Genomic DNA, 12,858 nt, shown 5'->3' on the forward strand with positions numbered 1-12,858 from the left:
CTTTCTTCACTCAACTCTTTTTCTCTTTTGAATATGCATTTCAGCAAGCTCCATATAAATTTCAGCGTTTTTCTTGGTCATCTCAATTTCTTTTTCAGTGAGCTGCCTTACAACTTTTCCAGGAACTCCAACAACAAGGCTGTAATCTGGAATCTCTTTTCCTGGTGGAATCAGCGCGCCGGCCCCTATTATGACATGATTTCCAATCTTTGCTCCATCCAGAACTATTGCTCCCATGCCGACGATAACATAGTTTCCGATTTTTGCACCGTGAATAACTGCATTGTGGCCTATTGTAACATATTCCCCAAGTATTGTGGGGTTTTCGGGGGAAGTGTGAACACTTACATTATCCTGGATGTTAGAGCCTTTCCCGATATATATCTGCTCTATATCTCCCCTGAGTACTGCTGATGGCCAGACGCTTGTTTTTTCTTCTAAAATTACATCTCCGATTATATAGGCATTATCATCCACAAATGCCGTCTCATGAATTTTAGGCCTCTTTCCATTTAGCTCATAAACCACCATGATTACCACCAGTAATGGCTGGGCAAAACAACTTATAAACTTTCACACCCTAAAGAACATGTGGTGGAATATTAATGAGATACCGGAAAGGTGCCAGTGCTGAGAGGGAGCTCATAAAAATGCTGGAAAAAGAGGGGTTTGCTGTTGTTAGATCTGCGGGAAGTAAAAAAGTGGATATAGTTGCCGGGAACGGCAAAACATACTTGTGCATAGAAGTAAAGACTACAAGAAGCGACAAACTGTATTTGAGTGAAGAAGATCTGATGAAGGTTAAGAGTTTTTCAAGCACATTTGGTGGAAGGGGAATTATTGCAGTCAAGTTCATAAACAATGGATGGTACTTCTTTGATGCTGACGACTTAAAAAAGAGCGGAAAGAACTATAAAATAAGTCTACAGATAGCAAAACATGACGCTAAAACTTTTGATGAGGTAATTGGCAAACAGAAGTCCTTAGTTGAGGTGATTAAAAGTGGGTAGAAAGGTTATAATTATTCTCTTGACTATTTTTCTGCTCTCAACATATTCACCCACAAGCGCCCAGATGCCCCTTCTTCTTCAAGTTCCACAAGAATATTTTGAAGCAAGACCTGGAGAGACTGTGTCTGTTCCAATCACATTGATAAACGTGGGGAATGAAACTGCCGAAAACATAACTGTGTACATTTCGGGCCCTCTTGTCCAAGGCCTTCTTTACAGCCAGAAATACATAAAAGAACTCAAACCAGGAGAAAGTCTAGAAGAAACTCTCTCTATCTACGTCCAAGACGTGAGAGCAGGGGTTTACGATTTGAAGGTGATTGTGAGAAGTGGAGTTACTTTTCTTGAAGTTCCCATATCCCTGAGAGTACTAACCCAAATAAGCTATTCTGTGGATATAGATGTCCAGGAAAAATATTTATTCGGCCAAGATGTTACTATAACCCTCCTAGTATCCTCTTCATCCAACGGAGTTATTTTTGGAGACGTATCTTATGAAATATACAGAAACAATAACTTAATTGCCCAAAGAACACTACGCAATATTTTCCTTTACCCTGACCCACCAAGGAACAAATGGGAATACCCAATTTTTATACCGAGGCCTAGTGTAGGAAACTATACCGTGATAATGAGAAGCACATTCAGAGGACTCTCAAAAACGGTTACAAAGAGCTTTCTTGTATACCAACGAGCACTCAGCTATGAAACCAAATTCGAGAAAGGAATAATTTACGTTAAAATAGTGGATGAAAATGGGAATGGTGTAGAGGGTATTCCCGTAACTATAGAGGGGACTCCCCTAAAAACAAACTCTTATGGAATTGCATTCATGGAAGCAAAGGAGCCTGGCACTTATCGGATAACACTGAATTTAGATGGAAGAATAGTCGAGACCTTCGTAGAAGTCAAGAAATTGTTCGTAGATTACGAGCAAAGAAACGAAACGCTCTTAGTCTATGTGAGAGACTCCTCTGGAGTAGGAATTCCTAAAGTGAGTGTAGAAGCGATAGGACCTCTAGGAAAGTCATATGCAGCTACCGATGAGAATGGAACTGCTTTGATAAATCTAAACGAAACTGGATTCGGAAGTATTAGAATAAAGGCAGAAAGTGACGCATATATCGGAGCAGAATCCATAATAACCGTTGAGAAACCCAAACCTCCAGAGACTGAAACTCCCTCTCCAACCACTACCCCTCTTCCAACAAATCAAACGACGACACCAGTTCCCCCACCACAGCCAAAAGATTATGGGAACCTGCCTCTGATTTTAATACTTTCTGCACTCCTATTTGGAGGCACCTCATATGTGGCATTATTTAGACCATTGAAATTCGAAGAACAACTAGACAAGTATTACTTTGTTAAAATAAAGGCCCCAAGACTCAGAGAGATACAGAACTTTAGATACGAAAGGGAAATAGATGCTGTAGAAGCCAGAGCAACAAAGGGAAAGGTAACCATTAAAGACGGCAAAATAATTTGGGAAATAGAAAAGCTAGAACCCAACGAAGAAGCGTTTTTGCAGGTCATTCTTTAATCCTCTTTTTTGGAAAGATTTTTAAAAGAAAAAACATCATTAAGATAAGCATCTAAACGGGGATGAGGTGGTCAACATGGTTGATTGGGAATTAATGCAAAAAATTATCGAGGCACCTGGAGTTTCTGGATACGAATTTATGGGAATAAGAGATCTTGTCATAGAGTCATTAAAAGATTACGTAGACGAAGTAACTGTAGACAAGCTCGGGAATGTCATAGCTCACAAAAAAGGAGAAGGCCCAAAAGTTATGGTAGCTGCTCACATGGATAAAATAGGATTAATGGTCAATCACATAGATGAGAAAGGTTATTTACATGTAGTTAGAGTTGGAGGGGTTGATCCAAGAACCCTCGTAGCTCAGAGAGTTAGAATTTTCACTGAGAATGGAGAGATCTATGGAGTTGTTGGACACATTCCTCCTCACCTGACAAAGCCAGAAGAGAGAAACAAAGCTGCCGATTGGGACACCATAGTTGTAGATGTAGGTGCTGATTCAAAAGAAGACGTTGAAAAAATGGGGATTAGAGTTGGAACAATCATGGAATTCGCCCCTGCCTTCACAAGGTTAAGCGAGAATCGCTTTGCCACACCTTATCTTGATGATAGAATCTGCCTTTATGCGATGATCGAAACAGCAAAAGCCTTAGAAGAGCACCAGGCGGACATATATTTTGTAGCAAGTGTTCAAGAGGAAGTGGGCTTAAGGGGAGCAAGAGTAGCAAGTTATGCAATTGACCCAGAAATAGGAATAGCCATGGATGTAACCTTTGCAAAACAGCCAGGAGACAAAGGTAAGTTAGTAGCAGAACTCGGAAAAGGTCCTGTAATGGACGTTGGGCCGAATATAAACCCGAAAGTAAGGGCTTTTGCTGAAGAAGTTGCTAAAAAGTATGAGATCCCACTCCAAGTAGAGCCGAGTCCAAGACCCACAGGAACAGACGCAAATATAATGCAGATAAACAGGGAAGGTGTTGCAACAGCCGTTCTCTCAATTCCAATAAAATACATGCACTCTCAAGTTGAACTAACAGACGCAAGAGATGTGGACAATACAATAAAACTGGCAAAGCACTTCCTTGAGGAACTCAAACCTATGAACCTTATTCCATGACCTAAAACCTTATCTTTTCTTAACCCCTATTATTTTTGGTGTTGTTTGTTGAAAAAAGGGGAGATTAAATACAGAGTTGAACTGGCTGAAAAAAGCCTTAACCTCATAAAAAGCGCCCTTCCGCAAAATCCTGAAGAATTTCTAGAGATGGGCTTGTCCAAGGACGGGATATATAAGAGACTAGAATTTGCGATTCAGAATATTCTAGACAGCCTTAATGAGATGGCCATTGCACTGGATCTCGGCCCTTCAATAGGCTATAAGGAGATTGTAGAAACCTTGCATAAAGAAGGGATCATTAAAGATGCTCTCAAAGAAAATCTTGAATTCCTGATCCAGCTAAGAGAAGTGTTGATTTATGATTATGACCTTATTAGTGATGATATGGCGTTCCGAAACATGCCTGAATACCTCCAATTTATAGAGGAAAGCATGGAGTTTCTTAAATCTTTTCTGGAGGGTGAAAAGTGAAAATTGGCCTAATCCCCCTTGTAAGGAAAGAAATTGAAGGGGAGATTTTGGAGAGCATTAGAAAGCATCTTGAAGGTTTTTACTCCCAATTTGGCTTCAACGTAGAAATACTTCCAGAGACTACAATAAAAGACTTATTCTTCTCTTACAATTCTACAAGAGAACAGTTCTTAGGAAGGTTCTTTTTAATGAAAGTAGCTGAGATTAAAGGCATTAAAAGATTATCTGCAGGGCTTGGAATTACAGATGCTGATTTATATGAAGAGGGAATGAACTTTATTTTTGGCCTTGCAAATCCCTATCTTAAGTCAGCTATAATATCCCTTGCTCGTCTAAAACCAACATTTTACGGGGAACGTGATGGAAAGCTCTTAAAAGAAAGGGCAATAAAAGAAGCAATGCACGAGATGGGTCATGTATTTGGCCTTGAACACTGCCTCAATCCAAAATGTGTCATGCATTTTTCAAATTCAATTATTGATACCGACTACAAAGGAAAAGACTACTGTGAAAAGTGCTTAAATACATTAAAAAGAAACCTGGGGTGAAAAAATGATAGAAATCGAACTTAAAGGATATGCTAACGAGAAGATATTTGAAAGAGTGAGAGCAACCTTTGAGTTTATGAGAAAGGAAATTCATGAGGATATTTACTTTAATCACCCATGTAGGGATTTTTCCAAAACTGATGAAGCACTTAGAGTGAGAATTAAACGATTTAATGGTCATTTCGAAGCTTTGCTTACATATAAAGGACCAAAAATCGATGAATTATCGAAGACAAGAAAGGAGATCGAGGTAAACATAGATAATGTCGAGACATACATTGAACTTCTTCATGCCCTAGGATTCAAAGAGGTTCTAACTGTAAAAAAGACCAGAGAGAAATACTACATTGAAAAAGGTGTTACCATAACCTTAGACGAAATAGAAGGACTAGGAAAGTTTGTGGAGATAGAAAAGTTAGCAAAAGATGAGAAAGAAGTGGAAAAAGAAGTTAAAAGACTGTTAAGCATTTTAAAGTCCCTTGGGATTGAACGGTTTGAGAGAAAATCCTACCTAGAGCTTCTAATGGAAAAGCTCAATCTCTCAGAAGGATCTTAATGGCTTTTATCAATTCTCTATCATTAAGGGCTGCTCTTTCCAAAAATCCTTTCTTCTTTAGTTCTGCCCCTATTTTTATACTTGTGGGAATTCTAATCCCAAGACTTCTTAAAAACTCTGCTTCCTCAAACACATCCCTTGGTTTACCTTCCATGACAAGTTCACCCTTATCGAGAACAATTATTCTATCGGCAAAGTCAAAAAGATATTCTGTATTATGCTCTACGAGAATTATAGTGATGCCCTGCTCTTTATTAAGAAGAGTTATGAGACTCAAAACTTGTTCTCTGCCAAGTGGATCTAGTTGAGAAGTAGGCTCATCCAAAACGAGTATTTCCGGCCGCATTGCTAGAACACTTGCTATTACAAGCCTCTGCTTTTGGCCTCCACTTAAATTTGGTGGAAACTCTTTCTCAAGGCCCTCAAGGCCCGTAATCTTCAATGCCCAATAAATTCTTCTCCGTATTTCTTCCACGTCAAGGCCCAAGTTTTCAAGGGCAAATGCAACCTCCTCTTCAACTGTCATGTTGAAAAGCTGTGAGTCTGGATTTTGGAGAACTAGTCCTACCAGCTTTGAAAGCTCAGCAACGCTGGCTTCCTTGGTATTATATCCCTTCACAAAAACGTTTCCACTAAATTCTCCCTTTATGGAGTGAGGAATTATTCCGTTAAATGTCAAACATAGAGTGGACTTTCCACTTCCACTTGCCCCAAGGATACCCAAAAATTCCCCTTTCTTAATCTTCAGGTTTATATCTTTGAGAGAGTAATCTTTGGCCCCAGCATATTTGAAACTTAGCTCTTCTACTCTTATCATCCTTACTTCCTCTCCGCCACTCTTGGTAGCATAAGGGCCAATCCGAATATAAAGACCAGAGTTGAGAATATTTCAAGCCTTCCAATCCACATGTGAAGAATGAGGAGTATCTTCATGTCAAGGGGCAAGGTTGTTGAGGTTATTCCCACACTCAACCCAACATTTCCCTGAGCTGAGGCAACCTCAAAGAAAGCATCTGCTAAACTTGCACCAAGCCTAACCATTGTCCACACTGTACCTACAAGAAGGAGGGCAATGTAAGTCATTGTAAAACCCAAAACTTCCTGGAGATCTTCTTCTGTGAATATGTACTCCCCAATTTTTCTCTTTATAACTGCGCCTTTTGGAAGTATTGCCTGCTGTATAGTCCATTTTAAGGTTTGGAAAGTTAATGTTATACGGATAAGCTTTATACCACCAGCGGTACTTCCAGCACCTCCACCCACGACCATGAGAAAACCTATAAGGAGTTTAGCCAGCTCTGGATATTTGCTCAAATCGGTGATGGAAAACCCAGTACAAGTAACTGCAGAAACAGCATGGAAAATTGCTTCCCTAAACGAACTAGCTATTGAAAAACCATTTTGAGTAGTCAGAGCATATCCTATTAAAGCCACAACAGGACTCAAAAAGAAAAACATGTATTTAACCTGAATATCCCTGAAAAATGGAACAAGAGATTTCTCCTTAAACATCTTATAGTGAACCGTGAAGTTTGTGGCACCCATAATCATTAAGAAGATAGTTATGGCCTCTATGCTTAAACTGTTGAAGAAACCTATGCTGAGATCGTGGGAACTCATACCACCTGTTCCAACTCCCACCATTGAGTGTATTACAGAGTCAAAAAGGCCCATTCCATTTATATAATAGAGATAGACCCCTAAGAGTGTTATGACAGCATAAATTTGGAATATTATTTTCGAGGTATTTGCCAAGTTAGGAAGAATCCTTTCTGTCCTTGCCTCGGCTTTGTAAAGTCTTGCAGCTGCAACCCCTGGACGAATGAGAATAGTAAGAGCAACGAGGACAATACCAATTCCGCCCAACCACTGCATCCAAGCTCTCCAAAAGAGTATTATACGTGGATAACTCTCCAAGTTGCGCATCATTGTTAACCCTGTACCAGTCCAAGCAGACATGCTCTCAAAGTAGGAATCTATAAAACTCATGCCAGCTATCCTCATGAAGGGAACCACACTTACAAGAGATGCAAAAAGCCAAACAAACGCTGCTGATATCATGGCCTGTCTTAAGTTGACATCTTCTACATGTTCCGAATGCCTTGCAAGCCACGCACCAAATAGGATGCACGCAAGTCCAGGAAGGACAAAGTAATAGACGTACCTTATTTCTTCTACATAAATCCATGTAATCAAAACCGGAATCAGATAGGCAACGCCAATACCTTGAAGAAGTGCTCCAATTAAGTTTCTTATTACAAAGATATCATCTGCAATATTGATGTATTTTCTGACTTCTAGCATTGAGTCACCACATAGGTTAAGGAGAAAAGGGAATTAAAAAATTTTCGAGAGGCCTAGGGCGAAGTCTTTTAAAAATGAACTTAAAATTTAAGTCAGGTGGTAATGGTGGAAGAAAAAATTGAGAAACTAGTTAAAGCGGGGAAAATTGCCAAGCAGGTTAAAAAAGAAGTTTTAGGTCTAATAAAACCGGGAGCTTCTCTTTATGAAATTGCTGAATTCGTAGAAAAAAGAATAATTGAACTTGGTGGAAAACCCGCTTTTCCATGTAATCTCTCGATCAATGAGATCGCAGCCCATTATACTCCCTATGTAGGCGATAAAACATCATTAAATGAGGGAGACTACCTTAAAGTCGATTTAGGAATTCATGTGGACGGTTACATTGCAGATACTGCATTCACTGTAAGAGTAGGGATGGATGATGATGACCTTATCGAAGCTTCAAAAGAGGCACTGGAGAATGCAATAAGCGTTATCAAGGCCGGTATAAGAATAAGTGAAATTGGGAAAGTTATTGAGGAGACCATCAGGAGGTATGGGTTTAATCCAATAGTCAATCTGAGCGGTCACGTTATAGAAAGGTACAAGCTCCATACAGGAATTTCAATTCCAAACATTTACAGACCTCACGACAATTATGTACTAAAAGAGGGAGACATTGTAGCCATTGAACCATTCGCAACTACAGGTGCAGGACAGGTTATCGAAACACCACCTATTTTAATATATATGTATATTAGGGATAGACCAGTAAGACTACCACAAGCAAGGAATCTCTTGAAACATGTTAAAAATAATTTCTCAACTTTACCATTTGCTTACAGATGGGTACAAAAGCTTATGCCAGAGACACAACTCAAACTGGCACTGATCCAGCTGGAAAAAGCCGGTGCCTTGTACGCTTATCCCATCTTAAAGGAAATAAGAGGAGGCCTTGTTTCTCAAGCAGAACATACGGTAATAGTAGAGAAAGATGGAGTTACAATAATCACATGAAGTGCCTATTTTCCCCTTTTCTTTTGAAAGCCTCACCCTTAAAAGTAGAAAAAGTCACTCGGCGTTGGCGCCGGGGCGGGGATTTGAACCCCGGCGGGACAAAGCCCAGTGGATCTCGAGTCCACCGCCTTCCCTGGCTAGGCTACCCCGGCACCCCCAATACCAATTACAATCATATATAAATTCGGCTCACGTTAGCGAATTTCTCCTTAGCAAGTGCCCACACTTCACCATCAATTATTATCTGATGCCTTTCATGAAGCCTTTTCCAAGTTCTTTTTGTACTATTAGACGCTTTTACACGCTTTCCATGTGTACTGACACTCCCTGACATGTACACATCACTTCAATTATTTTTTAAACCTTATTGTCTAAATGATTCTGTTTAACTTTAACTGGAAGCTTAAGAGAATCAAAAATAAACTTCCAAAATCAATATAGCCTTAAATCCATATAGCTCTGGGAGAAATACGCAGATTATCCGAGCAACATCCCTGATAAGTGAGAAGGATGAATTCCATTACTTTGGAAACTCACCTTTTCCACTCCGTTTTAAATATCCAATCTAAACAAGAAAAGCTAGTAACAGTGCCAAAAGATAAATTAAAAGGAGAAAGAGGGAAATGCATGTACTAACTAAAATAGGAGCGTGATAGGTAATGTTAGTGAAAAGGGATAATGGGAGGATATTCTTTAAAAATAGTGAAAAAGGCATTGTTATAATCAAAGACGACTTTCTAACTACTGATCTAATTCCTGAAAATAGCGTTGATTTGTTGATAACTTCTCCACCGTACAATGTAGATATCAGTTATGAGTCCTACAAAGATAATATACCCTATGAAGTGTATTTAGAATTTACTCAAAAATGGTTAAGTAAGGCTTTGGATCTCATGAAACCCGATGGGAGAATGTGCCTGAATATTCCACTCGATAAGAGCAGGGGGAGGAGTAATGAAGGGTTCCAAAGTGTCTATGCTGATATAGTTACCCTTGCAAAGAAGGTAGGTTGGAAGTACATGACGACTATTGTTTGGAATGAGAGTAACATATCCCGTAGAACAGCGTGGGGTAGCTTTGCAAAAGCTTCGGCACCTTACGTCATAGCTCCCGTTGAAATGATAGTGGTGATGTACAAAGAAACTTGGAAAAAAATGCATGGGGGAAGATCAGATATCTCCAAGAAAGAGTTCATAGAGTGGACACTTGGCTTATGGGAATTTTCCGGAGAAAACCCCAAACGAGTAAAACATCCAGCCCCATTTCCTCTTGAATTGCCTAAACGGTGTATAAAACTTTTTAGTTACGTCGGAGATACTGTCTTAGATCCATTTATGGGCAGTGGGACAACATTAGTAGCTGCTACTCTACTAGGAAGAAAGGGAATAGGTGTTGAAATAGAATCAAAATATTGTGAAATTGCTAAGAAGAGGTTAATAGAAGAAGGAAAAATCCTTGAAAAAGATTAGACATGTATTCGAGACTGACTTTTTCTTTTTCAGGCCTCGCCGTTCACTGCGGGGAGGATGTCAGCTCTGAAAAATCAAGTCTCAATGCACACTACCAAACGCCCAAATAATAAAATAAAAGCTCTAGAGGAAGACAACAAATTCAAAATCAGCAAACTCTAGGCACCGGATCCCCAACAGGGGGCTCTAAAAATCTCTTTCCACCAATGCCTGTCTCAAGAAGGACTTTTCCAACATACTGGTCAGTTACTTCGCCTATTATGGCCGCTTCCCTTCCAAGTTTGGTCTTTCTCATGGCCTCTAAGGCATCTTCAGCGAATTCCCTGTCAACTATCATTACCACTTTCCCCTCGTTTGCCACTTCGTAGGGGTTTATACCAAGCATATCACTTGCAGCCCTTACTTCGGGTTTTACTGGGATATCACTCTCCCTTACGAGAATCCCAACATTGCTCTTTCTTGCTATTTCATTTAGGGCATTACTTAACCCGCCTCTTGTGGGATCCTTCATTGCATGGATATGCTCCCACCCTATAATTTTCGCAACGCTCTTTATAACCTCCCATATTGGTGCCACGTCACTTTTCAGCTCTGTCTCAAATCCTATGCCCTCTCTATGGCTCATTAAAGCTATCCCGTGATCTCCCACAGTGCCGCTTACCAAAACAACATCTCCCACTTTTGCCCCTGAATCACTTATTGGTCTTTCAGCTATCCCAATCCCAGCAGTTATCACGAATATTCCAACTTTATCCTCCACGACTTTTGTATCCCCAGTCACTATCGGAACAGGTACCTCTTGAGCAGTCTTATCCATTGATTTCAAGATCCTCTCAAAATCCTCGCCATCGAATCCTTCCTGAATTATCATTGAATTCCCTAAAGCCAAGGGCTTTGCCCCCATGACGGCTAAGTCATTCACCGTGCCACTTACCGCTAATCTTCCCACGTCTCCGCCAGGGAAAAATAAGGGCTTAACTGTGTGACCATCTATGGTGAATACTAAATGTTTATCTCCAAAAGGAATCGTTGCTCCATCATCCAAAGCCTCTAACCCAATTCCGCCTGCCGAATTCAAGGTTACATTCTTTAAAATGACCTCTTTAATAAGCTCTCCCATTAATTCTCCACCAGCTCCATGTTCCAGCTTAATTTTCATGAGTTATCACCCTCTCAAGTGTGATTCTCCTTACACTTTGCCTGGTCTTTATAACCAACAGACGGTTTAAATACTTTCTGAAAGAGGCATTTTTGAGGGCCATTTTAAGCCTCACTTTCAGTCAATATCCGGAGAAGCACTCTGTAAAATAAATACGTGGAAACCAGAGGATAAATCAAACCCAACAAGTGTACGCCATAATAGGAAGCATATCCAACATATGGAAGAGAAATGAAGAGCTTTCCTATGATGTTCTCCTTGTTCACATACCAGGCATCGGCATGCTCTCTGTTATCTCCCTTTGTTATGTAAATAACTCCTTTCCCCATCTCTTTTATATCCACCACCCTATGGAGCACTTTGTATTTCTTTTTTGAAAGCTCCACCTCGTAAAGAATAACATCACCAATCTTAATGTCGTTTCTTGGAGACACTATTACCAAGGAAAAGGGCTTTATCATAGGTTCCATAGAATCCGTTAAAACTATCACACTCTTAAATCCAAGCAAGTGAAGAAGAACAAACAATATCAACGCAAAAAATAAAATGTAACCTAAGAGGGTTTCCAAGAACTGCCTCATTTTCCGCACCTCAAAAAATTAAAAGAGATAATGAATTCATGGCCCTTGAACAACAACTGCAACGTTTTCCACTTGGCTTATTTGAACCTGAGTTGGAAAATTTATTGGCAGAGATGTTCCCATTGGGAGATCAACACTTGGAGTATAACTTCCAACTGCAAGTAGATTACTCGAATTATCATAGAGCTTTACATAAATTGTTGAGCCCGCTGAAACATCCTTATCAAATGAGACCTCCACTCCGGTTATATAGTCAGGGTTTGTGCTGTTAAGCAAGAATTTAATGTTCCCATTATCCACAGGAGAGGTCACAGGGGCAGAACCTTCACCAATGTTCTGGACGTTTAGGTTTATCACTGGAACTGCCAGAGCGGCGTTTACTAACAAAAATGTAAGAGCTGATAACAGGGCCAAAACTTTCTTATTTCCCCCAATCAATCTTACCTCCCTCATTCTGCCACCTCCCCAGCGTTATTCAGCAAAAGGGACTAAAGGTCTCCCTTTAAAAAGTTATCTAACTAATAATAGTAAAGAATACACGATTTACATTAATAAACATTCCAAAATTTGTTTAGCTACTTAAACCAAAACCTTGTCACAAGGTTTATAATAGCAGAAAGGGGCAACACATAGTGGGAAAACTATGAAACGGGCCATGCTTCCCTTTATAATTTTCATGCTTTTCCTGGTATGTTCTCTTGTCCTTTCCTATACCTATATCCAGATAATTCCCCAACAACTTGGAGAAGGGAGACTTTATATATGCAAACTTCCTGTTAGTTTATCCCTCCCAGAAGCAAACAAAGAATACTCCGCAGAGATTTTAATAGACCCAGAAACAGTTCCGCTCTGGGGCAAACGGGGGTATGTGTATGCAACCCTAGATGAAAACGGCACTCAACCCATTTATTATTGGGTCAAAAACTCCACAACAATCTGGATTGATATCCCTCCCACCAACAGCACATCCATTAAAATCTTTATCTGGTATTGTGGCCTCGATAACCCATACAAGGATTACGAAAACAGTACAAAGTTTTTGAGTGTTTACAAACTCCCGCACTCCCTCGAAAACACCACAGTATACCTAAAATTCAAATGAAAAAA

General features: G+C 39.9%; 16 protein-coding genes and 1 tRNA gene. 9 read left to right on the forward strand and 8 right to left on the reverse strand.

Annotated features, from left to right (window positions below):
* Positions 1 to 6 precede the first annotated feature (6 nt).
* A complete protein-coding gene (locus K1720_RS00390; protein WP_251950775.1) occupies positions 7 to 531 on the reverse strand; it encodes a gamma carbonic anhydrase family protein in 525 nt (174 codons plus the stop codon).
* Between the two features lie 74 nt (positions 532 to 605).
* Between K1720_RS00390 and hjc the strand changes: the two genes are divergently transcribed.
* The 6 genes from hjc to cyaB all read left to right on the forward strand — a co-directional run bounded on the left by hjc (position 606) and on the right by cyaB (position 5,242).
* A complete protein-coding gene (gene hjc, locus K1720_RS00395) occupies positions 606 to 1,010 on the forward strand; it encodes a Holliday junction resolvase Hjc (RefSeq protein WP_251949252.1) in 405 nt (134 codons plus the stop codon).
* On the forward strand, positions 1,003 to 2,553 hold the full coding sequence (locus K1720_RS00400) for a COG1470 family protein (RefSeq protein ID WP_251949253.1): 1,551 nt from the start codon (positions 1,003 to 1,005) through the stop codon (positions 2,551 to 2,553). Before hjc ends, K1720_RS00400 begins: the two co-directional genes overlap by 8 nt.
* A gap of 76 nt (positions 2,554 to 2,629) precedes the next feature.
* The gene (locus K1720_RS00405) at positions 2,630 to 3,667 is read left to right on the forward strand and encodes a lysyl aminopeptidase (RefSeq protein WP_251949254.1); all 1,038 of its coding nucleotides are present in this window, start codon (positions 2,630 to 2,632) and stop codon (positions 3,665 to 3,667) included.
* A 48-nt stretch (positions 3,668 to 3,715) separates the two neighbouring features.
* On the forward strand, positions 3,716 to 4,138 hold the full coding sequence (locus K1720_RS00410; RefSeq protein ID WP_251949255.1) for a DUF86 domain-containing protein: 423 nt from the start codon (positions 3,716 to 3,718) through the stop codon (positions 4,136 to 4,138).
* A complete protein-coding gene (locus K1720_RS00415; RefSeq protein ID WP_251949256.1) occupies positions 4,135 to 4,686 on the forward strand; it encodes an archaemetzincin family Zn-dependent metalloprotease in 552 nt (183 codons plus the stop codon). Before K1720_RS00410 ends, K1720_RS00415 begins: the two co-directional genes overlap by 4 nt.
* A 4-nt stretch (positions 4,687 to 4,690) precedes the next feature.
* Complete coding sequence (gene cyaB, locus K1720_RS00420; protein WP_251949257.1) at positions 4,691 to 5,242, forward strand: class IV adenylate cyclase; 552 nt, start codon at positions 4,691 to 4,693, stop codon at positions 5,240 to 5,242.
* On the opposite strand, the gene K1720_RS00425 is transcribed toward cyaB, so the two are convergent.
* Together K1720_RS00425 and K1720_RS00430 are read right to left on the reverse strand one after the other, a co-directional pair.
* Positions 5,220 to 6,059, reverse strand: coding sequence for an energy-coupling factor ABC transporter ATP-binding protein (locus K1720_RS00425; protein ID WP_251949258.1), 840 nt, complete (start codon positions 6,057 to 6,059; stop codon positions 5,220 to 5,222). The genes cyaB and K1720_RS00425 overlap by 23 nt on opposite strands.
* Positions 6,060 to 6,061: 2 nt before the next feature.
* Complete coding sequence (locus K1720_RS00430; RefSeq protein WP_251949259.1) at positions 6,062 to 7,546, reverse strand: TrkH family potassium uptake protein; 1,485 nt, start codon at positions 7,544 to 7,546, stop codon at positions 6,062 to 6,064.
* A 102-nt stretch (positions 7,547 to 7,648) separates the two neighbouring features.
* Between K1720_RS00430 and map the strand changes: the two genes are divergently transcribed.
* The gene (map, locus tag K1720_RS00435; RefSeq protein ID WP_423837334.1) at positions 7,649 to 8,542 is read left to right on the forward strand and encodes a type II methionyl aminopeptidase; all 894 of its coding nucleotides are present in this window, start codon (positions 7,649 to 7,651) and stop codon (positions 8,540 to 8,542) included.
* A gap of 65 nt (positions 8,543 to 8,607) precedes the next feature.
* Here the strand turns inward: map and K1720_RS00440 are convergent.
* Together K1720_RS00440 and K1720_RS00445 are read right to left on the reverse strand one after the other, a co-directional pair.
* Positions 8,608 to 8,694, reverse strand: a tRNA-Ser gene (locus K1720_RS00440).
* Positions 8,695 to 8,714: 20 nt separating this feature from the next.
* Positions 8,715 to 8,876 (reverse strand): hypothetical protein, encoded by a 162-nt coding sequence (locus K1720_RS00445; protein ID WP_251949260.1) that lies wholly within the window; start codon positions 8,874 to 8,876, stop codon positions 8,715 to 8,717.
* A gap of 331 nt (positions 8,877 to 9,207) precedes the next feature.
* Between K1720_RS00445 and K1720_RS00450 the strand changes: the two genes are divergently transcribed.
* Positions 9,208 to 10,011, forward strand: coding sequence for a DNA-methyltransferase (locus tag K1720_RS00450; protein ID WP_251949261.1), 804 nt, complete (start codon positions 9,208 to 9,210; stop codon positions 10,009 to 10,011).
* Positions 10,012 to 10,159: 148 nt separating this feature from the next.
* On the opposite strand, the gene hypE is transcribed toward K1720_RS00450, so the two are convergent.
* The 3 genes from hypE to K1720_RS00465 all read right to left on the reverse strand — a co-directional run bounded on the left by hypE (position 10,160) and on the right by K1720_RS00465 (position 12,204).
* A complete protein-coding gene (gene hypE, locus K1720_RS00455; protein ID WP_251949262.1) occupies positions 10,160 to 11,170 on the reverse strand; it encodes a hydrogenase expression/formation protein HypE in 1,011 nt (336 codons plus the stop codon).
* Between the two features lie 104 nt (positions 11,171 to 11,274).
* Positions 11,275 to 11,751, reverse strand: coding sequence for a signal peptidase I (locus K1720_RS00460; protein ID WP_251949263.1), 477 nt, complete (start codon positions 11,749 to 11,751; stop codon positions 11,275 to 11,277).
* A 36-nt stretch (positions 11,752 to 11,787) separates the two neighbouring features.
* Positions 11,788 to 12,204: a hypothetical protein gene (locus K1720_RS00465; RefSeq protein WP_251949264.1), complete on the reverse strand. Its 417-nt coding sequence runs from the start codon at positions 12,202 to 12,204 to the stop codon at positions 11,788 to 11,790.
* A gap of 190 nt (positions 12,205 to 12,394) precedes the next feature.
* On the opposite strand from K1720_RS00465, the gene K1720_RS00470 reads away from it, so the two are divergent.
* Positions 12,395 to 12,853, forward strand: a complete 459-nt coding sequence (locus K1720_RS00470; protein ID WP_251949265.1) for a hypothetical protein — start codon at positions 12,395 to 12,397, stop codon at positions 12,851 to 12,853.
* Positions 12,854 to 12,858: the final 5 nt, after the last annotated feature.

The sequence above is a fragment of the Thermococcus argininiproducens genome (assembly GCF_023746595.1).
GTDB lineage: Archaea > Methanobacteriota_B > Thermococci > Thermococcales > Thermococcaceae > Thermococcus_A > Thermococcus_A argininiproducens.

Bases quoted from the DNA above. Each gene is read 5' to 3' on its own strand.
- K1720_RS00390 (WP_251950775.1), bottom strand. From the start codon at position 531: ATGGTGGTTTATGAGCTAAATGGAAAGAGGCCTAAAATTCATGAGACG.
- hjc (WP_251949252.1), top strand. From the start codon at position 606: ATGAGATACCGGAAAGGTGCCAGTGCTGAGAGGGAGCTCATAAAAATG.
- K1720_RS00405 (WP_251949254.1), top strand. From the start codon at position 2,630: ATGGTTGATTGGGAATTAATGCAAAAAATTATCGAGGCACCTGGAGTT.
- cyaB (WP_251949257.1), top strand. From the start codon at position 4,691: ATGATAGAAATCGAACTTAAAGGATATGCTAACGAGAAGATATTTGAA.
- K1720_RS00425 (WP_251949258.1), bottom strand. From the start codon at position 6,059: ATGATAAGAGTAGAAGAGCTAAGTTTCAAATATGCTGGGGCCAAAGAT.
- K1720_RS00430 (WP_251949259.1), bottom strand. From the start codon at position 7,546: ATGCTAGAAGTCAGAAAATACATCAATATTGCAGATGATATCTTTGTA.
- map (WP_423837334.1), top strand. From the start codon at position 7,649: ATGGTGGAAGAAAAAATTGAGAAACTAGTTAAAGCGGGGAAAATTGCC.
- K1720_RS00445 (WP_251949260.1), bottom strand. From the start codon at position 8,876: ATGTCAGGGAGTGTCAGTACACATGGAAAGCGTGTAAAAGCGTCTAAT.
- hypE (WP_251949262.1), bottom strand. From the start codon at position 11,170: ATGAAAATTAAGCTGGAACATGGAGCTGGTGGAGAATTAATGGGAGAG.
- K1720_RS00460 (WP_251949263.1), bottom strand. From the start codon at position 11,751: ATGAGGCAGTTCTTGGAAACCCTCTTAGGTTACATTTTATTTTTTGCG.
- K1720_RS00465 (WP_251949264.1), bottom strand. From the start codon at position 12,204: ATGAGGGAGGTAAGATTGATTGGGGGAAATAAGAAAGTTTTGGCCCTG.
- K1720_RS00470 (WP_251949265.1), top strand. From the start codon at position 12,395: ATGAAACGGGCCATGCTTCCCTTTATAATTTTCATGCTTTTCCTGGTA.